General features: G+C 72.2%; 24 protein-coding genes, 3 tRNA genes and 1 pseudogene. 15 read left to right on the top strand and 13 right to left on the bottom strand.

Annotated elements, in window-relative coordinates; genetic code table 11:
* The first annotated feature begins 50 nt into the window (after positions 1 to 50).
* From gyrA to ACWEPX_RS06985, 6 genes and pseudogenes are all read left to right on the top strand, one after another.
* Complete coding sequence (gyrA, locus tag ACWEPX_RS07010; RefSeq protein WP_451896146.1) at positions 51 to 3,827, top strand: intein-containing DNA gyrase subunit A; 3,777 nt, start codon at positions 51 to 53, stop codon at positions 3,825 to 3,827.
* A gap of 75 nt (positions 3,828 to 3,902) precedes the next feature.
* On the top strand, positions 3,903 to 4,628 hold the full coding sequence (locus ACWEPX_RS07005) for a DUF3566 domain-containing protein (protein WP_451896187.1): 726 nt from the start codon (positions 3,903 to 3,905) through the stop codon (positions 4,626 to 4,628).
* Between the two features lie 53 nt (positions 4,629 to 4,681).
* Positions 4,682 to 4,755, top strand: a tRNA-Ile gene (locus ACWEPX_RS07000).
* Between the two features lie 139 nt (positions 4,756 to 4,894).
* Positions 4,895 to 5,011 (top strand): annotated as a pseudogene (locus ACWEPX_RS06995) (DLW-39 family protein); the annotation flags it as partial.
* Between the two features lie 40 nt (positions 5,012 to 5,051).
* A tRNA-Ala gene (locus ACWEPX_RS06990) sits at positions 5,052 to 5,124 on the top strand.
* Between the two features lie 152 nt (positions 5,125 to 5,276).
* Complete coding sequence (locus tag ACWEPX_RS06985; protein WP_451896145.1) at positions 5,277 to 6,275, top strand: alpha/beta hydrolase family protein; 999 nt, start codon at positions 5,277 to 5,279, stop codon at positions 6,273 to 6,275.
* Between the two features lie 76 nt (positions 6,276 to 6,351).
* Here ACWEPX_RS06985 and ACWEPX_RS06980 read toward each other — a convergent pair whose 3' ends face one another.
* Positions 6,352 to 6,771 carry a DoxX family protein gene (locus tag ACWEPX_RS06980; RefSeq protein WP_451896144.1) on the bottom strand — a complete coding sequence of 140 codons (420 nt, stop codon included), beginning with the start codon at positions 6,769 to 6,771 and terminating at the stop codon, positions 6,352 to 6,354.
* A gap of 175 nt (positions 6,772 to 6,946) precedes the next feature.
* Here ACWEPX_RS06980 and ACWEPX_RS06975 point away from each other — a divergent pair, with 175 nt between their 5' ends.
* Positions 6,947 to 7,477: a DUF2020 domain-containing protein gene (locus ACWEPX_RS06975; protein ID WP_451896143.1), complete on the top strand. Its 531-nt coding sequence runs from the start codon at positions 6,947 to 6,949 to the stop codon at positions 7,475 to 7,477.
* A gap of 49 nt (positions 7,478 to 7,526) precedes the next feature.
* Here the strand turns inward: ACWEPX_RS06975 and ACWEPX_RS06970 are convergent, their stop codons facing one another.
* Positions 7,527 to 8,189, bottom strand: a complete 663-nt coding sequence (locus ACWEPX_RS06970) for a hypothetical protein (RefSeq protein ID WP_451896142.1) — start codon at positions 8,187 to 8,189, stop codon at positions 7,527 to 7,529.
* A gap of 99 nt (positions 8,190 to 8,288) precedes the next feature.
* Between ACWEPX_RS06970 and ACWEPX_RS06965 the strand changes: the two genes are divergently transcribed.
* Both ACWEPX_RS06965 and ACWEPX_RS06960 read left to right on the top strand, forming a co-directional pair.
* On the top strand, positions 8,289 to 8,837 hold the full coding sequence (locus ACWEPX_RS06965; RefSeq protein WP_451896141.1) for a peptidylprolyl isomerase: 549 nt from the start codon (positions 8,289 to 8,291) through the stop codon (positions 8,835 to 8,837).
* 4 nt (positions 8,838 to 8,841) lie between these two features.
* Positions 8,842 to 9,750, top strand: a complete 909-nt coding sequence (locus ACWEPX_RS06960; protein ID WP_451896140.1) for a rhomboid family intramembrane serine protease — start codon at positions 8,842 to 8,844, stop codon at positions 9,748 to 9,750.
* On the opposite strand, the gene ACWEPX_RS06955 is transcribed toward ACWEPX_RS06960, so the two are convergent.
* Together ACWEPX_RS06955 and crgA are read right to left on the bottom strand one after the other, a co-directional pair.
* On the bottom strand, positions 9,747 to 10,163 hold the full coding sequence (locus ACWEPX_RS06955) for a PH domain-containing protein (protein WP_451896139.1): 417 nt from the start codon (positions 10,161 to 10,163) through the stop codon (positions 9,747 to 9,749). The genes ACWEPX_RS06960 and ACWEPX_RS06955 overlap by 4 nt on opposite strands.
* Before the next feature lie 127 nt (positions 10,164 to 10,290).
* Entirely contained in the window at positions 10,291 to 10,557 is a 267-nt protein-coding gene (gene crgA / locus ACWEPX_RS06950) for a cell division protein CrgA (protein WP_451896138.1), read from the bottom strand.
* 129 nt (positions 10,558 to 10,686) lie between these two features.
* On the opposite strand from crgA, the gene ACWEPX_RS06945 reads away from it, so the two are divergent.
* Positions 10,687 to 11,511 carry a class E sortase gene (locus tag ACWEPX_RS06945; RefSeq protein ID WP_451896137.1) on the top strand — a complete coding sequence of 275 codons (825 nt, stop codon included), beginning with the start codon at positions 10,687 to 10,689 and terminating at the stop codon, positions 11,509 to 11,511.
* The gene (locus ACWEPX_RS06940; RefSeq protein WP_451896136.1) at positions 11,511 to 11,666 is read left to right on the top strand and encodes a hypothetical protein; all 156 of its coding nucleotides are present in this window, start codon (positions 11,511 to 11,513) and stop codon (positions 11,664 to 11,666) included. The genes ACWEPX_RS06945 and ACWEPX_RS06940 overlap by 1 nt, the downstream gene beginning before the upstream one ends.
* Here ACWEPX_RS06940 and ACWEPX_RS06935 read toward each other — a convergent pair.
* Complete coding sequence (locus ACWEPX_RS06935) at positions 11,653 to 12,846, bottom strand: APC family permease (RefSeq protein ID WP_451896135.1); 1,194 nt, start codon at positions 12,844 to 12,846, stop codon at positions 11,653 to 11,655. The genes ACWEPX_RS06940 and ACWEPX_RS06935 overlap by 14 nt on opposite strands.
* A 44-nt stretch (positions 12,847 to 12,890) precedes the next feature.
* On the opposite strand from ACWEPX_RS06935, the gene ACWEPX_RS06930 reads away from it, so the two are divergent.
* Positions 12,891 to 13,541: an aminodeoxychorismate/anthranilate synthase component II gene (locus ACWEPX_RS06930; protein ID WP_451896134.1), complete on the top strand. Its 651-nt coding sequence runs from the start codon at positions 12,891 to 12,893 to the stop codon at positions 13,539 to 13,541.
* Positions 13,542 to 13,590: 49 nt separating this feature from the next.
* On the opposite strand, the gene pknB is transcribed toward ACWEPX_RS06930, so the two are convergent.
* The 7 genes from pknB to ACWEPX_RS06895 all read right to left on the bottom strand — a co-directional run bounded on the left by pknB (position 13,591) and on the right by ACWEPX_RS06895 (position 23,212).
* Positions 13,591 to 15,594: a Stk1 family PASTA domain-containing Ser/Thr kinase gene (pknB, locus tag ACWEPX_RS06925; protein ID WP_451896133.1), complete on the bottom strand. Its 2,004-nt coding sequence runs from the start codon at positions 15,592 to 15,594 to the stop codon at positions 13,591 to 13,593.
* 53 nt (positions 15,595 to 15,647) lie between these two features.
* A complete protein-coding gene (locus ACWEPX_RS06920) occupies positions 15,648 to 17,045 on the bottom strand; it encodes a protein kinase domain-containing protein (protein ID WP_451896132.1) in 1,398 nt (465 codons plus the stop codon).
* Between the two features lies 1 nt (position 17,046).
* Positions 17,047 to 18,537, bottom strand: coding sequence for a peptidoglycan D,D-transpeptidase FtsI family protein (locus ACWEPX_RS06915; protein ID WP_451896131.1), 1,491 nt, complete (start codon positions 18,535 to 18,537; stop codon positions 17,047 to 17,049).
* On the bottom strand, positions 18,534 to 19,997 hold the full coding sequence (locus tag ACWEPX_RS06910) for an FtsW/RodA/SpoVE family cell cycle protein (RefSeq protein WP_451896130.1): 1,464 nt from the start codon (positions 19,995 to 19,997) through the stop codon (positions 18,534 to 18,536). The genes ACWEPX_RS06915 and ACWEPX_RS06910 overlap by 4 nt, the downstream gene beginning before the upstream one ends.
* Complete coding sequence (locus ACWEPX_RS06905; RefSeq protein WP_451896129.1) at positions 19,997 to 21,445, bottom strand: PP2C family protein-serine/threonine phosphatase; 1,449 nt, start codon at positions 21,443 to 21,445, stop codon at positions 19,997 to 19,999. The genes ACWEPX_RS06910 and ACWEPX_RS06905 overlap by 1 nt, the downstream gene beginning before the upstream one ends.
* The gene (locus ACWEPX_RS06900) at positions 21,442 to 21,897 is read right to left on the bottom strand and encodes an FHA domain-containing protein FhaB/FipA (RefSeq protein WP_451896128.1); all 456 of its coding nucleotides are present in this window, start codon (positions 21,895 to 21,897) and stop codon (positions 21,442 to 21,444) included. Before ACWEPX_RS06900 ends, ACWEPX_RS06905 begins: the two co-directional genes overlap by 4 nt.
* Positions 21,898 to 22,018: 121 nt before the next feature.
* On the bottom strand, positions 22,019 to 23,212 hold the full coding sequence (locus ACWEPX_RS06895) for a DUF3662 and FHA domain-containing protein (RefSeq protein ID WP_451896127.1): 1,194 nt from the start codon (positions 23,210 to 23,212) through the stop codon (positions 22,019 to 22,021).
* Between the two features lie 126 nt (positions 23,213 to 23,338).
* Between ACWEPX_RS06895 and ACWEPX_RS06890 the strand changes: the two genes are divergently transcribed.
* The 3 genes from ACWEPX_RS06890 to ACWEPX_RS06880 all read left to right on the top strand — a co-directional run bounded on the left by ACWEPX_RS06890 (position 23,339) and on the right by ACWEPX_RS06880 (position 25,285).
* Positions 23,339 to 23,421: transfer RNA gene (locus tag ACWEPX_RS06890), tRNA-Leu, on the top strand.
* A gap of 542 nt (positions 23,422 to 23,963) precedes the next feature.
* Positions 23,964 to 24,602 (top strand): hypothetical protein, encoded by a 639-nt coding sequence (locus ACWEPX_RS06885; protein WP_451896126.1) that lies wholly within the window; start codon positions 23,964 to 23,966, stop codon positions 24,600 to 24,602.
* A 17-nt stretch (positions 24,603 to 24,619) separates the two neighbouring features.
* Positions 24,620 to 25,285, top strand: a complete 666-nt coding sequence (locus tag ACWEPX_RS06880; RefSeq protein ID WP_451896125.1) for an SDR family oxidoreductase — start codon at positions 24,620 to 24,622, stop codon at positions 25,283 to 25,285.
* On the opposite strand, the gene ACWEPX_RS06875 is transcribed toward ACWEPX_RS06880, so the two are convergent.
* The gene (locus ACWEPX_RS06875; protein ID WP_451896124.1) at positions 25,249 to 26,562 is read right to left on the bottom strand and encodes a D-arabinono-1,4-lactone oxidase; all 1,314 of its coding nucleotides are present in this window, start codon (positions 26,560 to 26,562) and stop codon (positions 25,249 to 25,251) included. The two genes, ACWEPX_RS06880 and ACWEPX_RS06875, sit on opposite strands and share 37 nt — an antisense overlap.
* Positions 26,563 to 26,574: the final 12 nt, after the last annotated feature.

Here is a 26,574-nt window from a genome sequence, read left to right as displayed (position 1 = left end):
CCGACGTCCGTCCGCAGCGCCGTACCACCGCTCGAAGGGATTCACCTGCCGTGACCGAGACCTTGCCGCCGCCAGGCGATCGCATCGAGCCGGTCGACATCCAGCAGCAGATGCAGAGCTCCTACATCGACTACGCGATGAGCGTGATCGTGTCCCGAGCCCTGCCCGACGTCCGCGACGGCCTCAAGCCCGTCCACCGCCGCGTCCTGTACTCGATGTACGACACGGGCCTGCGCCCCGACCGCGGCTACGTCAAGTGCTCCCGCGTCGTCGGCGACGTCATGGGCAACTACCACCCCCACGGCGACTCCTCCATCTACGACACCCTCGTCCGCCTGGCCCAGCCGTGGTCGATGCGCTACCCCCTGGTCGACGGCCAGGGCAACTTCGGCTCCCCGGGCAACGACCCCGCCGCCGCGATGCGGTACTGCGTTGTCGCCGACAGCCGCGTCCGCCTGGCCGACGGGACGTCCGTGCGCATCGGCGACATCGTGCCCGGCGCGCTCCCCAACTCGGACAATCCGATCGACCTCAAGGTCTTGGACCGCAACGGCGATCCGGTCCGCGCCGACATGCTGTTCCACTCCGGCGAGCACCCGACGCTGGAACTGACCACCCGTGAGGGCTTCGCGCTCACCGGGACGCACAACCACCCGGTGCTGTGCCTGGTGAATGTGCTCGGTGTGCCCACGCTGCTCTGGAAGCTGCTGGAGGAGATCCGTCCCGGCGACCGCGTCGTCCTGCAGCGCACCCCCGCCGAAGTGGGGGAGTCGGCGAGCGAGCACGACCTCGCGGCGGCCGTCCTGGCAGGCGCCTTCGTCAGCGAGGGCTTCGTCTCCGCGGACCGCGCCGGGTTCAACAACATCGACAAGCAGTACTTCGACTTGGTCGTCCGGGCCTACGACCTCGTGGTCGGCGGCACTCGGTACGTCTCGTCCCGGGTGATCGCCTCTGGCTCGCTCCTGCACGTGTTGGACGTGCAGAACCTGACGGCGCTGAAGCGCTCGGTGCTGGCCGGAATGGCAGGAGTGCGGAGCGCGGCGAAGGTTGTCCCCGAGTTCGTCCGGTCCGGCAGCGCGGCGGTCAAGCGGGCGTTCCTCAGCTCGCTGTTCACCGGGGACGGCTCGTGCTCGGCGCTGCCGCGCAACACCGTCCAGATCTCGTACTCGACCCGGAGCGGGAAGCTCGCCGCCGAGGTGCAGCAGATGCTGCTGGAGTTCGGCGTCGTCAGCAAGCAGGTCCGCCACGCCACCGGCGAGGTCAAGGTCGTCATCACCAACCGCCGCGACGCCCGCCTGTTCGCGCGGAACGTGGGCTTCCTGCAGGCCAAGCAGGACAAGCTCGTCGCGATCTTGGACGCGCTGCCTGCCGCGAGCCGGGCGATGTCCAGCGACCACGTGCCCTACGTGGGCGACTTCATCCGGGCCAATGGCGCGAGCCGCTACACCGAGCGCGACTGGCTGCGCAGGCACAACGTCGACCGGATCGAGCGGTGGGAGCGCGATCGCGACGAGATCGTCGCGAACATCACCGAGCCGGGTGTGCTCGACGTGGTCGAACCGCTGGTCGACGGCCGGTTCTACTACGCCGAGGTCGCTTCGGTCGCGGACGCGGGCGTCCAGCCGGTCTACAGCATCCGCGTGGAGTCCGACGACCACTCGTTCATCAGCGACGGGTTCGTCAGCCACAACACCGAAGCCCGGCTGATGCCGCTGGCGATGGACATGCTGCGCGACATCGGCGAGGACACCGTCGACTTCGCGCCGAACTACGACGGGAAGACCAGCGAGCCGAAGGTCCTGCCTTCGCGCATCCCGAACCTGCTGGTCAACGGCGGCAGCGGCATCGCGGTCGGGATGGCGACCAACATCCCGCCGCACAACCTGCGCGAGGTCGCCGACGGGGTGGTCTGGGCGCTGGACAACCCCGACGCCTCCGACGAGGAGACGCTCGCGGCGCTGATGCAGCGGGTGAAGGGGCCGGACTTCCCGACGCACGGGCTGATCCTGGGCACCGCGGGGATCGAGGAGGCGTACCGGACCGGGCGCGGGTCGGTGCGGATGCGGGCGGTGGTGGAGGTCGAGGAGGACGCCAAGGGGCGGACCATCCTCGTGGTCACCGAGCTGCCCTACCAGGTGAACCCGGACAACCTGATCGAGAACATGGCCCAGCTCGTCCGCGACGGCAAGCTGACCGGGATCTCCGAGATCGCCGACGAGTCCAACCGGCGCAGCGGCATGCGCATCGTGATCGGGCTCAAGCGCGACGCCGTGGCCAAGGTGGTGCTGAACAACCTCTACAAGCACACCCAGCTGCAGCACTCCTTCGGCGTCAACATGCTGGCCCTGGTCGACGGCGTGCCGCGCACGCTGCGGCTGGACCAGATCGTGCGCCACTACGTCAAGCACCAGGTCGAGGTCATCGTCCGGCGCACGCGGTACCGGCTGCGCAAGGCCGAGGAGCGCGCCCACATCCTGCGCGGCTACGCCAAGGCGCTCGACCAGCTCGACGAGGTCATCGCGCTGATCCGCCGCTCGCCCTCGGCCGACGAGGCGCGGGTCGGGCTGATGTCGCTGCTGGAGGTCGACGAGATCCAGGCGACGGCGATCCTGGAGCTGCAGCTGCGCCGCCTGGCCGCGCTGGAGCGCCAGCGGATCATCGACGAGCTCGACGAGATCGAGCGCTACATCGGCGAGCTGAACGCAGTGCTGGCCAGCGACGAGCGCCAGCGCCAGATCGTGCGCGAGGAGCTGCTGGAGATCGTCGAGAAGCACGGCGACGACCGGCGCACCCGGATCGTGCCCTTCGACGGCGACGTCTCGGTCGAGGACTTGATCGCCGTCGAGGACGTGGTCGTCACCATCACCCGGACCGGCTACGCCAAGCGCACCAAGACCGACCTGTACCGGGCGCAGAAGCGCGGCGGCAAGGGCGTGCAGGGCGCCGGGCTCAAGCAGGACGACATCGTGGCGCACTTCTTCGTGTGCTCCACGCACGACTGGATCCTGTTCTTCACCAACCAGGGCCGGGTCTACCGCGCCAAGGCCTACGAGCTGCCCGAGGCCAACCGGGCCGCGCGCGGGCAGCACGTGGCGAACCTGCTGGCCTTCCAGCCCGACGAGCACATCGCCCAGGTCATCCAGATCAAGGACTACCAGGTGGCGCCGTACCTGGTGCTGGCCACGAAGAACGGGCTGGTGAAGAAGTCGCGCCTGGCCGACTTCGACAGCAACCGGTCGGGTGGTCTGATCGGTATCAACCTGCGTGAGGACGACGAGCTGGTCGGCGCGGTGCTGTGCTCGGCCGACGACGACCTGCTGCTCATCTCCGCTGGCGGGCAGTCGATCCGCTTCCACGCCGACGACGACGCGCTGCGCCCGATGGGCCGGGCGACCTCCGGCGTCACCGGCATGCGGTTCAACGCGGGCGACGAGCTGCTCACCGTCGGGGTCGTCCGCGAGGGGACGTTTGTTTTGGTCGCGACGCGGGGCGGGTACGCCAAGCGCACGCCGATCGGGGACTACACGGCCCAGGGCCGCGGTGGCAAGGGCGTGCTGACCATCCAGCACGACGAGCGCCGTGGCAGGCTGGTGGGCGGGCTGATCGTCGACGAGAGCGACGAGCTGTACGCGATCACGTCGTCGGGCGGGGTCATCCGGACCAGCGCCCGCGAGGTGCGCAAGGCAGGCCGTCAGACGAAGGGTGTGCGGTTGATGAACCTGGGCGAGGGGACCACGCTGGTTGCCGTAGCCCGCAGCGCCGAGGAGCCGGAGGACGGCCCGGCCGACGGCGTCGAGGAGCAGACCGAAGCAGGCAGCGAGACGTAGGGGATTTCGCAGGTGACAGCACCCGACAAGCCGGAAGGCAGCGAGCCGGAGGGCTCCGCAGAGCGCACCTCGGTCATCGCCAAGGGGCAGACGGAGAAGGCCGAGCGCGCTGAGGCGGAGGTGGCCACCCCGCCGCCCTGGCAGCGCGTCACCGCCGACGAGCAGGCCGCCGGGGCGGCGGAGGCCACCACCGCCCTGCCCGCCAACGGGGACAGCCCGCACTGGCCCACGGCGGGGGACAACCAGGACGCGGCCACCGTGACGGTGCAGCGCCCGGTGGTCAGCGGCACGGCGGCCCCCCGGCTCTTCGGCGGCGCCCCCGCCCCGAACGAGGTGCACGACAGCGGCGTGCGCCCCGCGGCGGGCTTCACCAGCGCCCTGGGCGGGCTCGGCACGACCAGCGCGCCGCCCTCGGCGCTGCGCAGGCCCGGCCGCGGCCCCCGGCGGGCGAACCTGCAGATCAAGCGGTTCGACCCGTGGTCGGTGCTGAAGCTGTCGCTGGTGCTGGGCGTGGCCCTGTTCTTCGTCTGGCTGGTGGCCGTCGGCGCGCTCTACGCGGTGCTCGACGGCATGGGCGTGTGGGACAAGGTCAACGGCATCTCCGACGAACTGCTCAACGCCAACACCGCGGGCACCGGCGACCCGCTGATCAGCGCGGGCCGGGTGTTCGGCATCGCGGCGATCATCGGCGCGATCAACATCGTGCTGTTCAGCGCCCTGGCGACGGTCGGCGCGTTCGTCTACAACGTCTCCGCCGACCTGGCGGGCGGGCTGGAGGTCACCCTCGCCGAGCGCGAATGACCACCCGGTTTGGGGCCGGGCGCGGGGCTGCTGTAGCCTTCGTTCGTTCCCACGGGCCTATAGCTCAGGCGGTTAGAGCACTTCGCTGATAACGAAGGGGTCGGAGGTTCAAGTCCTCCTAGGCCCACCCGGGATGAGGGCGATCCGAGCACACGGGTCGCCCTTCATCATTCCCGGCATAGCCCGACCGGGTGACCGGGCCTGTGGCTAGACTGGGGCGAGCGCCCTTTCCGGGGCGGTCCAGAGTGATTGAGGAGGCAGGGGTCGTGAAGAAGGTTCTCGCGCTGGCCGCCATCGTCGGTGGGGTCCTGTTCGTCGTGCGGCGCAAGAGCGCGGCCAAGGCGGAGGCGAACCTCTGGCGTGAGGCGACCGCGCCCGCCAAGTGAGTCTTGTCGGGCACGGCCGTGGTCGTGCCCGGTCCCCGGGGACGTAGCTCAATTGGCAGAGCACTGCCTTTGCAAGGCAGGGGTTAGGGGTTCGATTCCCCTCGTCTCCACCTGCGCTTGAGGCCCAGTCGGCGGGAGTGCCCGCTCGCTGGGCCTTTCTGCTGCTCGGGGTTCGGCCGTCCGGGGGGCGCCGCGGGTCCCCGGGTGGACTTCCGGGTAAACCCCGATTCCGCACCGTCCAGGCGTGCTTACGTTGGGGTGTATGCAGAACGCGATCGTGTCGACCGCGGCCGCCCTCGGGGTGGCGGCCGGGCTGCCCGCGCCGTCGGGGGAGCTGCCCGTCGGGGTCAGCTCGCTGCGGGTCGTCGACCGGGGGCGGGCGGATCCGCTCGGCGGCAAGGCGTACCGGGAGCTGGTGGTCGACGTCCGGTACCCGGCGCGCTGGGCGGCGGGGGAGGCCGTCGCGCAGTTCGGGGCCGGGGCCGCGCAGGCGTTCGCCGAGCTGGCCGGGCGGTACCACTACGGGGTCGAGCCGGGGGCGTTCGACTGGGCCGCGACCAAGACCGACGCCTACCGGGACGTCCCGGCCAGGAAGGGGCGCTGGCCGGTCGTGCTGTACTCGCCGGGGCTGGGGGACGCGCGGGCCTGGCACACCGGGCTGGTGGACGACCTGGTGAGCCGCGGGTGCGTCGTGGTCACCGTCGACCACACCTACGACTCATCCGGCGTGGAGTTCCCCGACGGGCGGGTGGAGCGCAGCGTGCTGTTCGACGCCCAGCCGTCGCGGGAGCTGATCAAGGCGGTGCTCGACACCCGGGTGGCGGATCTGCGGTTCGTGCTCACCCAGCTGGCGCACATCGCGCCGCGGTACGGGATGGACCTGCGGCGGGTGGCGGTGGTCGGGCACTCGGCGGGCGGGGCCGCCGGGTTGCAGGCCATGCACGAGGACCGGCGCGTCGCGGCCGCCGTCAACTTCGACGGGCAGCTCTCCTACGCCGCCGATGACGACGGCACCGATCTAGTCGAGGTCGCCAGGGAGGGGCTGGACCGGCCGTTCCTGCTCGTCGGCTCCGGGCCGCCCACGCCGTCCTGGCGGGCGCTGATGGCCCACTCCGGCGGCTCGCACAGCGCGCTCACCGCGCCCCGCGCCACGCACGCCTCGTTCACCGACGCCGAGTCGCTGTTGCGCGGCGACCCGCACGGCCTGGTCGACTGGAACCGCCGGGTCGTGGCCGACTTCCTCGACCGGGCGCTGGGCTAGTTCCACGTGGAACCACCGGCGGCCTGCGCCGGTCCCCGCGCAGGCCGCCCCGGTTCACGTGAGGATCACGCGGGGATCACGCGGGGATGAGGAAGCCGTCGGCCTTCGCCTTCTCCGCATGGGACGTGCGGATCTTGGCGAGGGCGGCGTCCAGCGACCAGCGGCCGGGGCCGATGACCGCGATGAGGAGGAACGACCAGCAGAACAGCGCGGGAAGCTCGCCGCCGTTGGTCAGGGGGGACAGGTCCTGCGGCTGGTGGACTACGAAGTAGGCGTAGGCCATCGACCCCGAGCACAGCAGCGCCGCGATCCGGGTGGTCAGCCCGGCGAGCACGAGCGCGCCTGCCACGAGCTGGATCACCGCCGCCCACCAGGTGGGCCACTGCCCGATCTCCGGGGCAGCGCCCGAGCGCGGGCTGCCCATGAAGCTGAACAGGGTCGCGGTGCCGTGGAAGGTGAACAGCAGCGCGACGACGACGCGGAACAGTTCCAACACATGCGGTTTCGTTCGCTCGATCAGTTCCATTGTTCGATTGCCCTCTCCGGTCAATCTGCAGGGTGCTCACTATCTGGTGGCGTTGGCCACACTTGGAGTAATGCCTACCGTGATCATCCGGTTCAATGAGTGGCGTGGATCACACTCCCTCGGGTCTGGTTGACTGCTGCTCGCCATGAACCGAGTCCTCCTGGTGCTCCCGCTGGTCCTCGCCGCCGCCTGCACGGCGAGCCCCGAGCCGGACCCCGCGCCCACGACCACGCCGCCGACCACGACCGAGCAGCCGACCTCCGACGTCGCGGCCCCGGCCGCGCCGGAGCCCTCCGCTGCCGGGCCGTGCCCGTACCTGGAGACCGAGGCCGTGGCCGACGCCAACGGCCAGCGGGTGGGGGAGGTGAAGACCTCCGACGGCGACCCGCCCAGCTGCTTCTTCTACCGCCCGGACGGGAGCCTGCAGCTCAGCGTGCGGATCTACACCGGGGACGCCGCGGTGGCCACGGCCGTCGTCGACGAGGCGGCCCCGGTGGCCACGTCCAACCCGGCGAACGCGCCCAGCGGCTGGGAAGGCGGCTCGCTGGCGGGTGACGAGGGGGCGGTCTACGCCGTCGCCAAGGGCGGCACGGCGGTGGTCGTCAGCACCAACCAGCAGCAGACCATCAAAGCTCGGCGCATTGCCGAAGCGGTGATTGAGAATCTCGACGCATAAGCGATCGGGCCGCGCCCCCGGTGGGAGGCGCGGCCCGATCGCGGCCATGTCAGTTCTGTTTCTCCGCCGTGATGCGCACCTCGGGCTTGGCCTGCCCGTTGCGCTCGGCTGAGCTCTGCTCGGGCATCGGGGTGGGCACGACCGGGCTGGTCGGCTCCTCCTCCGCCGTGCGCCCGCGCAGCACCGCGACCGCGCCCGCTGCCAGCACGGCGGCGGCCACCAGCCACGGCCAGCGCCGCGGCCCGCGGTTGTCCTTGGCCGCCTGCTTGGCCGCCGCCCGCGCCGCGGCGACCTGCTCGCGCAGCTCCTTGCGGTAGGCCTCCACCTGCGGCTTGAGGTCCTTCCGCAGCTGCTTGGCCTGGGCCCGCAGCGGCTTGACCGCGGTGGCCGCGCTGCGCACCGCCCGGCTCTTCCCGGCGTCCTTGCGGGCCTGCTTGGCCGCCTTGGCCAGGTCCTTGCGGGTGCGCGCCGCCGTCTTGGCCAGGCGCTTGCGGGCCCGCCGCCCGGACTCCTGCAGCTCCTCGCGGGCGACCTGGGCGCTCTCGGCGATCGCCTCGGCCACCTGCTGCGGGGCCAGGCCCCTGGCGGCCAGCCGGTGCTCTGCGGCCTGCGCCGCCTCGGCGCCCGCGGCGCGGGCCTGGGCGGCACCCTGGCGCACCGCGCGCCAGCCGGTGCCGACGGCCTTGCCCACCGTCTCTCCGGCCCGGGTCATCGCTTCACCTCATTGTCAAGAAGGGTCGGTAACGGATAAGTGACGTGTCCAATCCTGCCCCTAACCGACCGATCCCGCTGAAGATGGCACGATGGGGCGGTGGCAGACAGCAACGAATCGCTCGTCGGGACCAAGGTGACCGCGACCCTGCACACCTCGCTGGGCGACATCAAGGTCAACCTCTTCCCCGACCACGCCCCCAAGACCGTGGCCAACTTCGTCGGCCTGGCCGAGGGCACCAAGGAGTACAAGGACCGCAACGCCAAGGGCGGCACGTCCGGCCCGTTCTACGACGGGTCCATCTTCCACCGGGTGATCTCCGGCTTCATGGTCCAGGGCGGCGACCCGACCGGGACCGGCCGGGGCGGCCCCGGCTACAAGTTCGCCGACGAGTTCCACCCCGAGCTGCAGTTCAACCGGCCCTACCTGCTGGCGATGGCCAACGCGGGCGCCAACACCAACGGCTCGCAGTTCTTCCTCACCGTGGCCCCCACGACGTGGCTGAACTTCAAGCACACGATCTTCGGCGAGGCGGCCGACCAGGCCTCGCGCGAGGTCATCGACGCGATCGGGGCGGTCACGACCGGCCCCGGCGACAAGCCCGTCGAGGACGTCGTGATCAACAGCATCACCATCGAGCGCGCCTAGCCTCGTGGGGACCCCGCACGGGGCGCAGGCGGGCCTGCCCGTCTGCGCCCGCCACCGCGACCGGCCGACCGGCCTGTCCTGCACGCGCTGCGGCAGGCCCGCCTGCCCGGAGTGCCTCGTGGAGGCGTCGGTCGGCTACCAGTGCGTGGACTGCGTGGACGCGGGCCGCCGCACCACCCGGCAGGCGGCCACGGTGGCAGGCGCCCGGGTGGACGGCAAGCCGGTGCTGGTCCCGGCCATCATCGCGGTCAACGTCGGCATCTTCCTGCTGACGGCCGTGCTGGCCAGGAGCGTGGTCGACAACGGCGACTCGCCGTTCTTCCGCGCGCTCGTCGGCTTCGACCCCTCGATCACCGACGGCCAGCCGTGGCGGCTGCTCACCGCGGGCTTCCTGCACTTCGGGCCGATCCACGTGCTGGTCAACATGATGTCGCTGTGGTTCCTGCGGGACCTGGAGACGGTGCTGGGCAAGGGCCGGTTCCTGGCCCTGTACCTGCTGTCGCTGCTCGGCGGCAGCATGGCCGAGTACGTCTTCGGCGACATCGGCGGGCAGCTCGCGGGCGCGTCCGGGGCGGTCTACGGCGTGCTCGGCGCGCTGATCGTGGTGATGGTGCGGCTCAAGCGGCGGCAGGCGACGCAGCTGATCGGCTACGTCTTCGTGCTGACGCTGATCACCTGGTGGGCGATCCCGAACGTGTCCCTGCTCGGGCACGTCGGCGGGCTCGTGGTGGGCGCCGCGCTGGCGGTCGCCTTCGTCTACGCCCCGCCTGCCAACCGGCTCGCGCTGCACGTCGGGGCGTGCGTCCTGGTCTTCGCGGTGCTCCTGGGGCTGTTCCTGCTGCGCCAGGCCCAGCTGGCCGAGCTGGTGTTCTGCACCGACCCGACCGGCATGGTCTGCTTCATCACCCGCTAGGTGCGCAGCCGCACGAGCGCCTCGGCGACGTCCTCCGGGTCGGCGCCGAGGTCGAGGCGGCCGAGCAGGACCAGGCCGGGCGGCTCGGCGTTGTCGGCGTCGAGCTCGACGGCGGTTGACACGCGCCCGAGCCTGCGGGTGCGCACCAGCCGGACGTTGACCTCGGCCCACCGCCAGCGCTTGCGCCCGACCAGCCCGCGCACGGTCACCCCGTCGTGGTCGGCGGCCAGCCGGGGGCGCGCCACCGTGCCGAAGAGGGCCAGCAGCCCGAGCAGCGCCGCGGCGACCACCAGCAGCACGCTGCCCCGGGTGTCGTCGACCAAGAGCGCGGCGGCGACGGCGGCCGCGCACAGCGCCCAGCCGACCCCCACCGCAGCGGGGTCGGGAGCCCACGACCGCCCCGGTTCAGCCACGGCTGTCCACAGCAGTTATCCACATTGGGGATGAGTTACATCCGTGTGGTTTAGTCCCTGTGGGCGCATTGGTGCAGTCCTGGAGACCCCGAATGGGTGAAGGGGGCGACGGATTGTGGATAGCGGCCTACCGCCAGCGCATCGTCATCAGCAGGCCCGCGATCATCAGCGCGAACCCGATGGCGAAGTTCCAGTTGCCCAGGTCGGCCATGAACGGGATGGTTTCCCCGGCGATGTAGTTCACGACCAGCCACGCCAGGCCGAGCACCATGATGCCCAGCATGATCGTGATGTAGAGCGGGTGGGACGGTCCAGCGGGCTTGACCTTCACCGCTGTCCGGCGGTCGGCCGGTGGGGTGTAGGCGGCCTTCTTGCGGACCTTCGACTTCGGCATGCTGTCCTCGCCTGGCTGGGAACTTCGGGTGCGCGCGGCATGGGCGCAACTCGCGCCGATGCAACACGTTAACGTAACGGAGCAGGTGGCCGGATCACCAGTCGCCAACAATCCGCGGAGGACATCGGGATGAGCACGGTCGCGCCCACCCCGCCGCAGAGCCGCGCGCGTTCGGCCGTGCGCGGGGTCGGTGAGGTGTTCATCACACTCGGCCTGGTCATCCTCCTGTTCGTGGTCTACGAGGTGTACGTCACCGACATCTTCTCCGCGGCCAAGCAGCGGGAGGCCACGACGGCGCTCGACCAGCGCTGGGGCGACCCGGTCGACCCCGAGCGGGTCGAGCGGTTCGACGCCCTGGACGAGGGCGCGGGCTTCGCGAAGATGTTCATCCCCGCCTTCGGCGCGGACTACGCCTTCACGGTGCTGGAGGGCATCACCGAGAAGACGCTGGAGATCGGGCCGGGCCACTACCCGGACACCGCCTACCCGGGCGAGCCGGGCAACTTCGCCGTCGCCGGGCACCGGGTGGGCAAGGGCGCGCCGTTCAACGACATCGACCTGCTCAACTCCTGCGACGCCATCGTCGTGGAGACCCGCTACAACTGGTTCGTCTACCGGGTGCTGCCCAAGGCCGACGAGGTGGCTGACTGGGCGGCCACGCGCGCCGCGGAGCCGCGCTGCGCGGGCGTCGCCCCGCTGGGTGCGCCCTACGACCAGGTGGTCGGCCAGCGCATCGTCAACCCGGGCCAGGGCGAGGTCGTCGCCGCGGTGCCTGGGCGGCCGGGCGCGGAGGCCAGCGTCGGCGAGCAGGTCACCCTGATGACGCTCACCACCTGCCACCCGCGCTTCTCCGACCGCGAGCGGCTCATCGTGCACGCGGTGCTGGTCAAGCAGTGGGCGAAGGACCCGAACAACCCCGGCGCGCTGCCACCGGAGCTGAAGGAGACCGTCTGATGTACGGCTGGATCTGGCGGCACCTGCCCGGCCCGCTCGCCGTCCGGGTGCTGACCGCGGCCCTGCTGGTCGCGGGCGTGGTGGCGCTGCTGATGTTCGTGGTGTTCCCGTGGATCGAGCCCAAGCTGCCGTTCAACCAGGTCACGACCGAATGACCCGCCGCCCGAGCAGCCCGGCGGCGAGCACGGCGGCCCCCGCCAGCGCCGACCACGGCGGCAGGGTGGCCACCAGCACCAGGCAGCAGGCGAAGCCGGCGGCGGGCAGCGGCCCGCGCCACTTGCGGTAGGCGCAGGCGTTGGCGACCGCGTAGTAGACGAGCACGCCGAACGACGAGAACCCGACCACCCCGCGCAGGTCGGCGACCAGCACCAGGACGCACACCACCGCGCCGACCGCGACCTGCGCCACCCGCGGCACCGAGCCGTGGACGGCGGCCAGCCCGGCGGGCAGGTCCCGCTCGCGGGCCATCGCCAGCGCGGTGCGCCCGATGCCCGCGATCAGCCCGAGCAGCGCGCCCAGGCACGCCGCCGCCGCGCCCACCCGCACCGCGCCCGCCCAGCCGGGCAGCCCGGCCGCGCCGACCAGGTCGACCAGCGGCGCGGCGGACCCGGCCAGCCGGTGCGGGCCGAGCACCAGCAGCAGGGCCGCGCCGACCGCCAGGTAGATCAGCACGGCGGCGGCCAGCGCGGCGATGACCGCGCGCGGGATGGTGCGGGCCGGGTCGCGGACCTCCTCGCCCAGCGTGGCGATCCGGGCGTACCCGGCGAAGGCGAAGAACAGCAGGCCAGCGGCCTGGAGCACGCCCAGCGGCCCCGCAGGCGCCCACTCGACGGCGCGCATGGCCGGGACCGCCACCGCGACGGCGGCCAGCAGCACCGCAAGCACGACCACCAGCAGCACCTTCGTCAGCGCGGCCGTGCGGGTGACGCCGAAGCAGGTCACCGCGGTCAGCACCACCACGGCGCCGACCGCGGCGGGCCGCTCCAGGCCGGGGGCGGCGTAGGCGGCGAAGGTCATGGCCATCGCCGCGCAGCTGGCCGTCTTGCCGACCACGAACCCCCAGCCCGCGGTGAACCCCCACCACGGACCCAGCACCTCGCGGCCGTAGTGGTAGGTGCCGCCGGAGGCGGGGTAGACCGCGGCCAGCCGGGCTGAGGCGCTGGCGTTGCAGTAGGCCACGAACCCGGCCAGCGCGAGCGCCAGCAGCAGCCACCCGCCCGCGGCGGCCGCGGCGGGGGCGAACACCGCGAACACGCCCGCGCCCAGCATCGATCCGAGCCCGATCGCGGTGGCGTCGGCGAGGCCCAGCTCCCGGCGCAGCTCTCCCATCGGCATGGTGACGGATGCTGTCAGCGGCAGGTGGCCGGTAGGTTGACGACATGCGCGTCCTGGTGGTCGACAACTACGACAGCTTCGTCTACAACCTGGTCCAGTACCTGGCCCAGCTCGGCGCCGACTGCACGGTCTGGCGCAACGACGCGCCCGAGCTGGCCGCGCCGGACGCGCTCGACGGGTTCGACGGGGTGCTCATCAGCCCCGGGCCGAGCACGCCGGAGCGCGCGGGCCGCAGCATCGAGACCGTGCGCCGCTGCGCCGAGCGGTCGCTGCCCCTCCTCGGCGTCTGCCTCGGCCACCAGGCCATCGGCGTGGCGTGGGGCGCCACCGTCGACCGCGCGCCCGAGCTGCTGCACGGCAAGACCAGCCAGGTCGAGCACAGCGGCGGCGGCGTGCTGGCCGGGCTGCCCAGCCCGTTCACCGCCACCCGCTACCACTCGCTCACCGTGCTCCCGGAGACGATCCCGGACGGCGAGTTCGAGGTCACCGGCCGCACCGCCTCGGGCATCGTGATGGCCATGCGGCACCGGACCCTGCCGGTGGAGGGGGTGCAGTTCCACCCGGAGTCGGTGCTGACCGACTGCGGCCACCGCATGCTGGCCAACTGGATGGCCGCCGCGGGCTTCCCGGTCCCCGAGCACCGGGTCGCCGAGCTGGAGCGGCAGATGCGCGCGCTCACCGCGGCCCTGGCCTAGGACGGCAGCGGCCCCCCGTCCGCGCGGACGGGGGGCCACCGAGCACCGCCTAGTTGCCGTTGCTGCTGCTGCCGGGCAGGCAGCCGAACTGCTGCTCCTGGTGCACGAACACCTGGATCGTGCGCTTCTTGTCGATCTCCTCGCCCGGGTCGGGGCTCTGCCGGAAGATCTTGCCGATCTCCTCCTCCTCGCAGGTGTCCCGGACCTGGTTGATGTTGAACCGGCCGGTCCACCCGCCCTTGCGCAGCTCCCGCTCCGCCTCCTCGACGGTCATGCCGCTCAGGTCGGGCATGTCCAGCGGCTGCTCGACCTGGTCGCCGTTGGAGACGTCGAGCACGACGGTGAAGCCGGGGGCGACCTCGCCGCTCTTGGGCGCCTGGTTGACGACCGTGCCCGCGGGCTGGTCGGAGGAGACCTCCCGGCGCTGCGGCTCCAGGCCCGCCTCGCGCAGGTTGCGCGCCGCGGTCTCGTAGTCCTGGCCGATGACGTTGGGCACCGAGACCTTCTGCTTGGCCTTGCCGATGGTCAGGCTCACCGAGCTGCCGACGTCGACCTGCTGGCCCGCGGCCGGGTTGGTCTTGATGACCTTGCCGACCTGGCTGTCGTCGTCGACCTCCTCCTCACCGATGGTGGGGGACACCTGCAGCTTGGCCTCCTGCAGGGCGGTCGTCGCCTCCTCCTGCGTCTTGCCGACCACGTCGGGCACGCCGACCTTGCCGGGCTTGACGCCGACGCGGTACTGCACCTTGTCGCCGCGGTTGAGCGAGGTGTTGGCCGCCGGGTTGGTCCCGATGACCTTGCCGATGTCGTCGGAGCCGCACTCGCCGGGCTGGCCGTCTGCGGTCGGCTCGCACCTGACCTCGACGCGCTCGGCCGTCAGGCCCGCGGCGTCGAGCTGCCTGCGGGCGTCGGCCTCCAGCTGGCCCACCACGTCGGGCACCTGGACCGTCTGCGGCGCCGCCGGGTCGTCGTCGCGGTTGAGCAGCCAGAACAGCAGGCCGACCAGGGCGGCGACGAGCAGCGCCGAGAGGATGACCGCCCAGGTCTTGCGCTGCTTGCGGCGGCGCTCCTCCTCGTCGTCGTAGTAGTCGTCGTAGTCGTCGACCAGCGCCTCGGGCCGGTGCCTGCCGCCGCCGGAGGCCGGGACCGGGCGGCCTGCGCCGAGCACGGCGGTGCGGTCGTCCTCGGTCATCACCATCGGCGCGGCCGGGCGCTGCCCGGACAGCACGCGGACGATGTCGGTGCGCATCTCCGCGGCCGACTGGTAGCGGTTGGCCGCGCCCTTGGACATCGCCTTGAGCACGATCGCGTCCAGCTGCGGGCTCACCCTGGGGTTGAGCTGCGACGGCGGCCGCGGGTCCTCGCGCACGTGCTGGTAGGCCACCGCGACGGGGGAGTCTCCGGTGAACGGCGGCTCGCCGGTGAGCAGCTCGAAGAGCACGCAGCCGGTGGCGTAGACGTCGGAGCGGGCGTCGACGGCCTCGCCGCGCGCCTGCTCGGGCGAGAGGTACTGGGCGGTGCCGATCACCGCGGCGGTCTGGGTGACCGCCGCCTGCCCGTCGGCCACCGCGCGGGCGATGCCGAAGTCCATGACCTTCACCGCGCCGGAGCGGTTGATCATGATGTTGGCGGGCTTGACGTCGCGGTGCACGATGCCGTGCCGGTGGCTGAAGTCCAGGGCGGCGCAGACGTCCGCCATGATCTCCATCGCCCGCTGCCCGGACAGCGGCCCCTCGGTCTTGACGATGTCGCGCAGCGTCCGGCCGTCGACGTACTCCATCACGATGTAGGGCAGCGGGCCCTGCTCGGTGAGCGTCTCGCCGGTGTCGTAGACGGCGACGATGGCCGGGTGGTTGAGCGCGGCGGCGTTCTGCGCCTCGCGGCGGAACCGCTCCTGGAACTGCGGGTCCCGGGCCAGGTCGGCGCGCAGCACCTTGACCGCGACCTCCCGCCCGAGCCGGACGTCGCGGCCCCGGTGGACCTCGGACATGCCGCCGTAGCCGAGCGTCTCGCCGATCTCGTAGCGGTTGGAGAGCAAACGCGGTGTGGTCATTGGTGCGTCGTCCCGCTCCTAGTCATGTCCATTTCCTGGCTTTCCATCGGCGATCACCGCGACCCACCTTGGGGCCTGCAGACGATTGTGACCGTATCGCCGCGATAGACCGCGCCTTCGGGCTTGGCCCCCACCACCAGGCAGGTGGCGCGGTTGCGCGGCGGGATCCCGTCCTCGGTGCGCACCTCGACCTCGACGCCGAGCCGGGTCAGCTCCTCGGTCGCGGTCAGCGCGCTCTGCCCCAGGAACGCCACGGGCAGGATGGCCACCGGCGTCGGCTCGGCCATGCCGGGCGGCCCGCCGGGCTCGGTGTCCTCGGTCGGGCCACCGCCGTCCTCGGCCGCGGTGGTCGGCGCGGCCTCCCGGCTCGGCGAGGTCATCCCGGGCGAGCCGCCGTCGTCGCCGCCGAGGACGGCGGGCAGGCCGACGGCCAGCGCCACGATCAGCGCGACGGCCAGCACCACGATCGTCACCCACAGCCCGGTCCGCCCGCGCTGCACCGGCGGCGGGGGCGGTGGCGGCGGCGGGGCGAAGGGCCCGGTGCCCACCGGCAGCATGCCCGGGTGCGTGTGCCCGGCCCTGGCCAGGGCGTACCCCGACGGCGCGGGCAGCGGGCGGCCCGCGCGCACGGCGGCCACCGCGGCGGCGAACTCCCCGCCGCTGCCGTAGCGGCGGCGCGGGTCCTTCACCAGGGTGGCCTCGATGACCGCCCGCGCCCCGGGCGGGACGTCCGGCGGCAGCGGCGGCGGCGCGTCGCGGATGTGCATCATCGCCACCGTCACCGCGTTCTCCGACAGGAACGGGCGGTGGCCGACCAGGCACTCGTACCCGACCACGGCCAGGGAGTACACGTCGCTGGCGGGCTCGGCCTCGTGGCCCAGCGCCTGCTCGGGGGCGATGTAGTGGGCGGTGCCCATGACCATGCCCGAGCGGGTCACCGGGGCGGCGTCGGCGGCCTTGGCGATGCCGAAGTCGGTCAGCTTCACCACCCCGGACGGGGTGATCAGGATGTTGCCCGGCTTGACGTCGCGGTGGACGTACCCGCGCTCGTGGGCGGCCTGCAGCGCGAACCCGGCCTGCTCCAGGATGTCGAGCACCCGGTCGGCGTTCATCCGGCCCTCGCGGGCGACGATGGCGGCCAGCGGCTCGCCCTCGACCAGCTCCATCACCAGGTAGGCGGTGTCCTTGGGCCCGTCGACCACGGCCGCGGTCTCGCCGTAGTCGTGCACCGCGGCGATGCCCGGGTGGTTCAGCGATGCGGTGGTGCGCGCCTCGGTGCGGAAGCGGTGCAGGAACTCCGCGTCGCCGCACAGCTCCGGCTTGAGCACCTTCACCGCGACGGCGCGGTCGAGCCGGGTGTCGGCGGCCTCCCACACCTCGCCCATGCCGCCGACCGCGATCCGGCGGCTGAGCCGGTAGCGGTCGGCCAACAGCTGTCCCGAGGTGAGCACGTCAGCGCCTCCCGAGGGCGGCGTTGATCGTGGCCCGGCCGATCTGGGCGGACAGCTTGCCGCCGGTGGCGGCCACGTCCTTGCTCTCCACCACGACCGCGACGGCGATCTGCGGGTCCTCGGCCGGGGCGAAGGCGACGTACCAGGCGAACGGCGGGGTGTTCTTCGGGTCGTTGCCGGTCTCCGCGGTGCCGGTCTTGGACGCGATGGTCAGGCCGTTGATCTTGCCGCCGCCCCCGGTGCGCGCCTCGGAGGCGATCATCATCTGGGTGAGCTGCTCGGCGGTGGACCCCGACATCGCCGAGCCGAGGCTCTCCTCGTCGAAGTTGTCGATCTCCTGCAGGTCCGGGGCGAGCACCTGCTGGACCAGCTGCGGCTGCATGACCTCGCCGCCGTTGGCGATGGCCGCGGCGATCATCGCGTTCTGCAGCGGGGTCAGCCGCACGTCGCGCTGGCCGATGCCGCTCTGGTAGAGCGCGTTGGTGTCGGCGACGGACATGCAGCCGCCCTCGACCCGGGGCCCGAGGCAGGACTGCACGACCGGCATCGGCACGGCCAGGTCGGCGCCGCCGATGCCGAACGCGGCGGCCTGCTCGACCAGCTTGTCCTCGCCGAGGTCGTGGGCGAGCTGGGCGAAGGCGGTGTTGCACGAGTGCGCGAGCGCGGTCTCCATCGTCACCGTGGTGGTGCTGCCCGCGCAGAAGCCGCGGTTGTAGTTGCGCAGCTCCGACCCGCCGACCTGGATCTTGTCGGTGGCGGTGACCTGGTCGTCCTTGCTCATGCCGTCTTCCAGCGCCGCGGCGGCGACGACGAGCTTGAACGTGGAGCCGGGCGCGTAGGTCTCGCTGGTCGCCCGGTTGAGCATGGGCTTGCTCTTGGTCTGGTAGGAGTCCCACGCCTCCACCTGCGTGTCGCGCGAGTGCGCGGCCAGCGGGTTCGGGTCGTAGGACGGGGTGCTGACCAGCGCCAGGATCTGCCCGGTCTTGGGGTTGAGCGCCACCACGGACCCGGCGAACTCGTTGGCCCCCATCGCCTCGTAGGCCGCCTTCTGCGCCGCCGGGTTGATGGTGGTCACGATGTTGCCGCCGCGCGGGTCGCGGCCGGTGATCAGGTCGGAGAGCCGACGCACGAACAGCCGGTCGTCGGAGCCGTTGAGGATCTCGTCCTGGTAGCGCTCCATCGCCGCGGTGCCGTAGTTGATCGAGTAGTGGCCGGTGACGTGGGCGTACATCGGGCCGTTGGGGTACTGGCGCAGGAACCGGTAGCGGTTGTCGGTGGGCAGCGAGGTGGCCAGCGCCACCCACTGGCCCTCGGCGTTGAGCACCAGGATCTTGCCGCGCTCGCGGGCGTACTCCTCCAGCAGGACGCGCCGGTTGCGCGGGTCCTCCCGGTAGTCGTCGGCCTTGATCACCTGGATGTAGGTCGAGTTGGCCAGCAGCAGCACGATCATCGCGAGCATGGCCATGCCCACGCGGCGCAGCGGGGTGTTCATTTCGGACGCTCCACCAGGACCGTGCCCGCCTCGGCGATCGGGGTCTGCGGCACCGGCTTGCGCGGGGCCGGGGTCTGCGGCCGCCGGGCCGCGTCGGAGATGCGCAGCAGCAGCGCGACCAAGACGTAGTTGGCCAGCAGCGACGAGCCGCCCAGGGACAGGAACGGCGAGGTCAGACCGGTCATCGGGATCAGCTTGGTGACCCCGCCGACGACCACGAACACCTGCATGACCAGCAGGAAGGACAGGCCGCCGCCGAGCAGCTTGCCGAAGGAGTCGCGCACGGCCAGCGCGCTGCGCATGCCGCGCATGGCCAGCAGCGTGTAGACCATCAGCAGCGCGGCCAGGCCGATGAAGCCCAGCTCCTCGGCGATGGCGGCGATGATGAAGTCGGAGTTGGCCAGCGGGACCAGGTCCGGGCGGCCCGCGCCCAGGCCGGTGCCGCCCATGCCGCCGGTGCCCTGGCCGAACAGCGCCTGGGCGATCTGGAAGCCGCCGCCCTCCTGGTCGTAGGTCGACAGCGGGTCCAGCCAGTTGGCCACGCGCTGCTGGACGTGGCTGAACAGCTGGTAGGCGATGATGCAGCCGGCCACGAACAGGCTCAGGCCGGTCACCACCCACACGGCGCGCTCGGTGGCGACGTAGAGCATCACCAGGATCGTGCCGAAGAACAGCAGCGAGGTGCCCAGGTCCTTCTGGAACACCAGGACGCCCACCGAGACGCCCCAGGCGAACAGGATCGGGCCCAGGTCGCGGGCGCGCGGCAGGTCGACGCCGAGCACCCGGCGGCCCGCGGCCATGAACAGGTCGCGCTTGGAGACCAGGAAGCCCGCGAAGAAGATCAGCAGCAGGATCTTGGCGAACTCGCCGGGCTGGATCGACAGCGAGCCGACCCGCAGCCAGATCTTGGCGCCGTTGATCGGCGGGGCGATCGCGCTGGGCAGCACCGCGGGCAGCGCCAGCAGGAACAGCCCGCCCGCGCCGACCATGTAGCTGTACTTGGTCAGCGTCCGGTGGTCGCGGACCGTGCGCAGCACCACCAGGAAGAGCACCAGGGCCAGGGCGGTCCAGGCGATCTGCTTGGGCACGTCGTTGTTGAACTCCCGGCCCGCCTGCAGCGCCCGCTCGGCCAGCGCCAGGTCGATCCGGTAGATCATCACCAGGCCCAGGCCGTTGAGCACGGCCACGCACGGCAGGATCAGCGGGTCGGCGTAGGGCGCCCAGCGCCGCACCGCGGCGTGCGCGACCCCGAAGAGGGCCAGGTAGGCCAGCCCGTACCAGACGATGCGGAAGGTGAGCTGCTGCTCCTGGTTGGCCTCGACCAGCATCAACGCCGCGGACACGATGAAGGCGGCGAACCCGAGCAGCACCAGCTCGGTGCCGCGCCGGGTCGGCGCCTTGTCCTGGTCCGCGCCCTGCCCGGTCGCCGGACCCGCCTTGCCCTGGACCGGTGACGCCATCAGCCGCCGCCGTCCCGGGGTTCGCGGCAGTTCACACCCGGTTGCGGGGTCCGCTCGACGGTGGACTGCGCGGTGGTGACCGGCGCCGTTGTCGTGGGCGGCGCGGCCGCCGAGGTCGCGGTGGTCGTGGGGGCGGCCTGCCCGGTCGGCTGGGCCGACCCGCCCGCTGGGCCGGTGGCAGGCTGCTCCGGGGTCTGCTGGGCGGTGAAGTCGGCGCAGGTGGGCAGCCAGAACTTGTGCCGCAGCTCGCTGAGGAACCCGCGCGCGGCAGTCACGCTGTCGAAGGAGTTGGTGCCGTTGCGCACCTCGTCCTTGCCGAACTGCTCCAGGTCGTCGACGAACAGCCGGTCGCACTGCGGCTCCGCGCCGCACGAGCCCTCCAGCTGGCTGTTCAGCGACAGGCCGAGCACGCTGCCGCGCACCCCCTGGAAGACCGCGACCTCGCCGTCGCCGCCCTCGCCGACGAAGTACTGGTTGTTCACCCACAGCCGCGCCGCGATCGCGCCCGCGACCAGCAGGAGCAGCACGATGACGGAGATCACCACGGCGCGCACGCGCTTGCGGCGCTTGAGCCGCGGGTCTGGCGGCGGCGGGGCCAGCGGGTCGCGCCGCGGCTCCTGCGGCCGGGGCGGGTTCAGCGCGCTGGCCCGCGAGGCCGCCGAGTCCGGCGGCGGGGTCGCGTCCTGGCCGTTGCCCGCCGCGCCGCCCACGATCGGGTCGTTGTCGCCGTAGTCGACGTCGAGCACGTCGGCCACGATCACGGTGACGTTGTCCGGACCGCCGCTCTTGAGGGCCAGCTCGATGAGCCGGTCGGCGCACTCCTGCGGATCCGGGATCTGGATGGCCTCGGCCAGCGTCTCGTGGCTCACCGGCCCGGACAGGCCGTCGGAGCACAGCAGGTACCGGTCGCCCGCCCGCGCCTCGCGGATCGTCAGGCTCGGCTCCACCTCGTGGCCCGTCAGCGCCTTGAGCAGCAGCGAGCGCTGCGGGTGGGTGGCGGCCTCCTCCTCGGTGATCCGCCCCTCGTCGATCAGCGACTGCACGAACGTGTCGTCGTGGGTGATCTGGCTGAACTGGCCGTTGCGCCGCAGGTAGACGCGCGAATCGCCGACGTGGACGAGGCCGATCCTGGTCCCCGCGAACAGGATCGCCGACAGGGTCGTGCCCATGCCGTCCAGATCGGGGTCGCCCGCCACCAGCTCGGCGATGGCGCTGTTGCCCGCGAGCACCGCCTCGCGCAGCTGGCCGAGCAGGTCCTCGCCCGGCTCGTCGTCGTCGAGCGGGGCCAGCGCGGCTATGACGACCTTGCTGGCCACCTCGCCCGCGACGTGGCCGCCCATGCCGTCGGCCAGGGAGAGCAGGCGTGGACCCGCGTACACGGAGTCCTGGTTGTTGGAACGGACCAGGCCCCGGTCGCTGCGGGCCGCGTAGCGAAGCACAAGCGTCATGAGCGCAGCTCGATCACCGTCTTGCCAATACGGATCGGGGACCCGAGGGGAACCCGAAGGGGTGCGGTGACCTTAGCCCGGTCCAGATACGTCCCGTTAGTGGAGCCCAGGTCTTCCACGTACCAGTCCGTCCCGCGCATCGACAGCCGGGCGTGGCGGGTGGAGGCGTAGTCGTCGTCGAGCACCAGCGTCGAATCGTCGGCGCGCCCGATCATGATCGGGCGCCCGTCCAGGGAGATCCTGGTGCCCGCGAGCGCGCCGTGCGTCACGACCAGCTGCCGAGGCGCCTTGCCCCGCGTCTTCTGGCCCGACTTGCGGAACCCCGGCATCGCCACGCGCAGCCCCGAGGCCGCGTAGATGTCCGAGCGAACCACCCGCAGCGCGGCCAGCACGAACAGCCAGAGCAAGGCCAAGAAGCCCGCTCTGGTCAGCTGCATCACCAACTCCGGCACTTGTCGCGACCGCTCCCGCATTGAGGTGGACATGGCTTGGCGACCACCGGGGCCGGGGAGGCCCCGCCGGTCGGAAAGACGTGCGACCGGCCCGCGGCGTTGCGCCCGGACCCGACGCGGATCAGCCCTGGGTCCGGAACACCAGCGACGAGTGGCCGATCCGGACGACGTCGCCGTCGGCCAGCTGCCACGTCTGCACCGGGGTGCCGTTCACCGTGGTGCCGTTGGTGGAGCCCAGGTCGGCGAGCGTGGCGCTCTGACCATCCCAGGTGATCTCCAGATGGCGGCGCGACACGCCGGTGTCCGGCAGCCGGAAGTCGGCGTCCTGGCCGCGGCCGACCACGTTGCCGCCCTGCTTCAGGCTGTAGTTGCGGTTCGACCCGTCGTCGAGCTGCAGCGACGCCGTGAGCTGGCGGGGCCCGGTCTGCACCGCGGGCGGGGCGTACCCGGGCTGGCCGTAGCCGGGCTGGCCGTAACCCTGGTCGTACCCGCCCTGCTGGCCGTAGCCCTGCTGCGCGTAGCCCTGGTCGTACCCGCCCTGCTGCCCGTAGCCCTGCTGGCCGTAACCCTGGTCATAGCCCTGCTGGCCGTAGCCCTGCTGGCCATACCCCTGGTCGTAGCCGCCGCCTTGCTGGCCGTAGCCCTGGTCGTAGCCCTGCTGGCCGTAGCCCTGCTGGCCGTAACCCTGGTCGTAGCCGCCTTGCTGGCCGTAACCCTGGTCGTAACCGCCGCCTTGCTGGCCGTAGCCCTGCTGGCCGTACTGATCGTTGCCGTACTGGCCTTGCTGCCCGTACCCGTACTGCTGGTTCTGCTGGCCGTAGGGATCACCCTCGGGCTGGTGGCCGTAGCCGGGAGGCTGGCTCATGGATCGGTCTCCTGCGTTGCGGGGGGATGCCTGCCGTCGTCCATCCGAAGCTGGCGCTCCCTCGGACTGACGCTGCACGTCGGGGTCGACGGTAGAGCGGGTTCGGAACTGTCCGGTGTGCAGCCCGTCGGAGCGCTCCAGGGAGACTACGACCTCGCCGTAGGTTTCCCACCCGTTCTCGGCGAGATGCTCGGCCACGCAGTCCGCCAGCAGCGTCGTCATCCGACCCTCGTCACCGGAGAAGTTCCGGTGGTCGTCAGGGCCGAGCACCACCACGTAGTGGTTCGGGGCCAGCAGCCGTCCGCCAGCGAGCTCGCGGATGTTGGCCTCGCCCTCGCGCTGCAGCGCCTGCGCCAGCTCCTGCGGCACGACGTTGCCACCGAACACGCGCGCGAAGGTGTTGCCGACGACATCCTCCAACCTGCGGTTCAACCGCTGACCGATGTTCATGGCACCTCCTTCCGACACGGGTTCCTGACCCGATCGTATCCGGGTAGGCGACCCTCGACACGGGTGTGTGCAACCCACCTTCGACCCCGTGCTAGAGTTCTGCACGTCCCGCCAAGGACACCACTCGGGCGAGTGGCGGAATGGCAGACGCGCACGGTTCAGGTCCGTGTGTCCGAAAGGACGTGGGGGTTCAACTCCCCCCTCGCCCACGACCGATGGCCGATCTGTGTTCACGGAGAGCGTGAACCCGGGTCGGTCTTCGTCGTATCTGGGGGCCGAGCCCCCAGACCCCCACGGTGCGGTTGGTGCTGAACCAGCGTGAAGCCAACCGCACCGACCCACTCAAGCGCGCAACCCTCGCGCGGGCGGGAGGGGGTGGTTCGGGGGGCGAAAATGTTGCGGGGGTTGGTGGGGGTTGTGATCTTTTCGGGGGCGGTGGGTGACTGGCAGTATTGGGGCGAATGCGGGGGGTTTGGGTTCTGCGGGGTGGCGGTGGGTTAGGTGGGGGACACGCTCAGTTTTGGTATTGGTGCAGGTGGGTGGTGGGTCACCCGGTTGGTCGCACAGTCGGGGTGAAGTCCGGATGTCGCTCATCGACCGGTTATCGCCCGCTTTCCGCCGCCGGTCGCAGCACCCGCGTCGCGGTCTCTGAATCACCCCGCCCCGGCTGGTACTCCAGTGAGGTACCAGTCGACCCCCCTGCCCGACCGGCTCCCGGTCTGCGACGGGTGGCAGATGAAGGGCGGATTTCGTGAGCGGCACCCCAGGGCGCACGGCGGTCAGCGAGCACCTCAACGCGCTGCCCGCGCAGCTGGCCCCGCCGGTGGAGCTGCCCGGCACGGTGGCCGAGCTCGCCGACGGCGCCGCGGCGGCGCTGGGCTGGGCCGGGACCGTGCTGGCCGAGACCACCCTGCTGGGCAGGCGCGTCTGCCTGGTGGCCGAGCTGCTGCCCGACGTGCACGCCGAGCGGATCTGCCTGGGCCAGCAGCCGGTCACCGACCGCACCGCGGTGGCCACCTGGGCCTGGCCCGAGCTGGCGGGCCGGGTGCCCGAGCCCGCCGTGCGCATCGTCGGCGCGATCGCCGTCGCCCGGCACTGGCGCACCGGCCTGGCCAACGCCGTGCCGTTCCTGCGCTACGGCGACGCCGCCGTCGTGCTGCCCACCACCGCCGTCCTCTCCCACGACTACCTGGCCAACTGCCTGCCCAGGGCCCGTGCCTACGGCGTCGCCGTGCTCGCCGCCGAGCCCGACGGCGACGCCTGCGGCGCGGTGCAGGTCGACCTGCCCGGCCGCACCGACCGGGCCTTCCCCGAAGCCGACGCCCTCTACCGCTGGGTGTGCGAGCTGGCCTACGAGCAGATCCTCGAAACGGCGGCCACCCCCGCCTGAGGCGTAGGTTGGCGGGCATGCGCATCGCCATCGCCGGTGGCCACGGCAAGATCGCCCGGCTGCTGACCGCGCTCGCCGCGGGACGCGGGGACGACGTCGTGGGCATCGTCCGCAACCCCGAGCACGTCGGCGACATCCGCGACCTCGGCGGCGACGCCGTCGTCATCGACCTGGAGCAGGCGGGCGCCGAGCAGGTCGCCGCCGCGCTCACCGGCGCCGACGCGGTGGTCTTCGCCGCCGGGGCCGGACCGGGCAGCGGGGCCGCCCGCAAGGAGACCGTCGACCGCGGCGCCGCCGTCCTGGTCGCCGACGCCGCCCGCATCGCCGGGGTCGTCCGCTTCCTCCAGATCAGCGCGATGGGCTTGGACCGCACCGACGTCGACCCGGTGTTCGGCGCCTACCTGCGCGCCAAGGCCGCCGCCGAGGACGACCTGCGCGCCCGCGACTTCGACTGGACGATCCTGCGCCCCGGCAGGCTCACCGACGACCCGCCCACCGGCCGCGTCGCCCTGGCCCCGTCCGTGCCGCCCGGCCCGGTCACCCGCGCGGACGTCGCCGCCGTCATCCTGGCGCTGCTGGACGAACCCGCCAGCGCGGGCACGACCCTGGAAGTGGTCGGCGGCGACACCGCGGTCGCCGAGGCCGTTCAGTCGGCGATGGGGCCCAACACCCGGTCGGTGTAGGGATTGCGGAACAGGCCATCGGGGTCCACTTCGGACCGCACCCGGCGGAAGTCGACGAACCGCGGGTAGCGCTCGGCCAGCTCCGCGGCGGCCATGCCGTGCATCTTCCCCCAGTGCGGCCGCCCGCCCGCCGCCTGCGCGATCGACTCGAACACCGCGAAGTACTTCCGGTAGGGCATGCCGACGAACTGGTGCGCCGCCAGGTAGGCCGAATCCCGGCCGTACGCTGTGGAAAGCCACACGTCGTCCGCCGCGGCGACCCGGACCTCCACCGGGAACATCACCGGGTCGGCGAGCTTGCCGACCGCCCGGCGCAACTCCGCCAGCACCTCCGGCAGCGCCGCGCGCGGGATGGCGTACTCCGTCTCCACGAACCGGACCTTGCGGGAGGTGACGAACACCCGGTGCGAAACGTCCTGATAGGACCGTTCAGACAATGCGGACGCGGAGAGGCGGTTGAGCGGGCGGACGAGCCGGGGCGCGGCCCGGCCGATCCGGCAGAGCGCGCCGAACGCGGCGTTCTCCATCACCTCGTACTCGACGAACCGGCGCACCCGGCCCAGCGGCCGGGGTTCGCTGCCCGCGGGGAGCCGGTTGTTGCGCTTGGTCAGCGCCTTCGAGCCGTAGGGGAACCAGTAGAACTCGAAGTGGTCGTTGGCCGAGCAGTGCTCGTCGAGGCCGTCGAGCACGTCGTCGAGCGGTTCCGGGCGCTCGACGGCGGACAGGACGAACGCGGGCTCGGTGCGCAGGGTCACCGCGGTGATCACGCCGAGCGCGCCGAGGCCGATCCGGGCCGCGGCGAACAGCTCCGGCCGCTCGTCGGGCGAGCAGGTGACCGCCGAGCCGTCGGCCAGCACCAGGTCCAGGGCCGCGATCTGGGTGGCCAGGCCGCCGAAGCGGGCCCCGGTGCCGTGCGTGCCGGTCGAGATCGCGCCCGCGATGGTCTGGGCGTCGATGTCGCCGAGGTTGGTCATGGCCAGGCCGAGCCGGTCCAGCTCGGCGTTGAGGCTGGCCAGCGTGGTGCCCGCGCGGACGGTGACCAGGCCGGTGCCGAGGTCGGCCGCGGCGATCCCGGTCCAGCCCGCGAGGTCGAGCGCGATGCCGTGGGCCGCGCCGACGGCGGTGAACGAGTGGCCGCTGCCGCGGGCCCGCACGGTGAGCCCGGCGCGGCGCGCCGCGGCGACCGCCGCCGAGATCTCCGCCACCGAGCGCGGTGCGCGCACCTCCGCGGCCACCGCGCGCTCGGTGCCCGCCCAGTTCCGCCAGGCCCTGGTCATGGGCGGAGAGTA

The organism is Actinokineospora sp. NPDC004072 (assembly GCF_053604195.1).
The sequence above is the reverse complement of the archived record's forward strand: the minus strand, read 5'-3'. Positions and strand labels throughout refer to the sequence as shown.

Bases quoted from the DNA above. Each gene is read 5' to 3' on its own strand.
- ACWEPX_RS06875 (WP_451896124.1), bottom strand. From the start codon at position 26,562: ATGACCAGGGCCTGGCGGAACTGGGCGGGCACCGAGCGCGCGGTGGCC.
- ACWEPX_RS06970 (WP_451896142.1), bottom strand. From the start codon at position 8,189: ATGACCCGGGCCGGAGAGACGGTGGGCAAGGCCGTCGGCACCGGCTGG.
- ACWEPX_RS06940 (WP_451896136.1), top strand. From the start codon at position 11,511: ATGTACGGCTGGATCTGGCGGCACCTGCCCGGCCCGCTCGCCGTCCGG.
- ACWEPX_RS06930 (WP_451896134.1), top strand. From the start codon at position 12,891: ATGCGCGTCCTGGTGGTCGACAACTACGACAGCTTCGTCTACAACCTG.
- ACWEPX_RS06915 (WP_451896131.1), bottom strand. From the start codon at position 18,537: ATGAACACCCCGCTGCGCCGCGTGGGCATGGCCATGCTCGCGATGATC.
- ACWEPX_RS06910 (WP_451896130.1), bottom strand. From the start codon at position 19,997: ATGGCGTCACCGGTCCAGGGCAAGGCGGGTCCGGCGACCGGGCAGGGC.
- ACWEPX_RS06935 (WP_451896135.1), bottom strand. From the start codon at position 12,846: ATGCCGATGGGAGAGCTGCGCCGGGAGCTGGGCCTCGCCGACGCCACC.
- ACWEPX_RS06985 (WP_451896145.1), top strand. From the start codon at position 5,277: ATGCAGAACGCGATCGTGTCGACCGCGGCCGCCCTCGGGGTGGCGGCC.
- ACWEPX_RS06975 (WP_451896143.1), top strand. From the start codon at position 6,947: ATGAACCGAGTCCTCCTGGTGCTCCCGCTGGTCCTCGCCGCCGCCTGC.
- ACWEPX_RS06880 (WP_451896125.1), top strand. From the start codon at position 24,620: ATGCGCATCGCCATCGCCGGTGGCCACGGCAAGATCGCCCGGCTGCTG.
- crgA (WP_451896138.1), bottom strand. From the start codon at position 10,557: ATGCCGAAGTCGAAGGTCCGCAAGAAGGCCGCCTACACCCCACCGGCC.
- ACWEPX_RS06945 (WP_451896137.1), top strand. From the start codon at position 10,687: ATGAGCACGGTCGCGCCCACCCCGCCGCAGAGCCGCGCGCGTTCGGCC.
- pknB (WP_451896133.1), bottom strand. From the start codon at position 15,594: ATGACCACACCGCGTTTGCTCTCCAACCGCTACGAGATCGGCGAGACG.
- ACWEPX_RS06905 (WP_451896129.1), bottom strand. From the start codon at position 21,445: ATGACGCTTGTGCTTCGCTACGCGGCCCGCAGCGACCGGGGCCTGGTC.
- ACWEPX_RS06895 (WP_451896127.1), bottom strand. From the start codon at position 23,212: ATGAACATCGGTCAGCGGTTGAACCGCAGGTTGGAGGATGTCGTCGGC.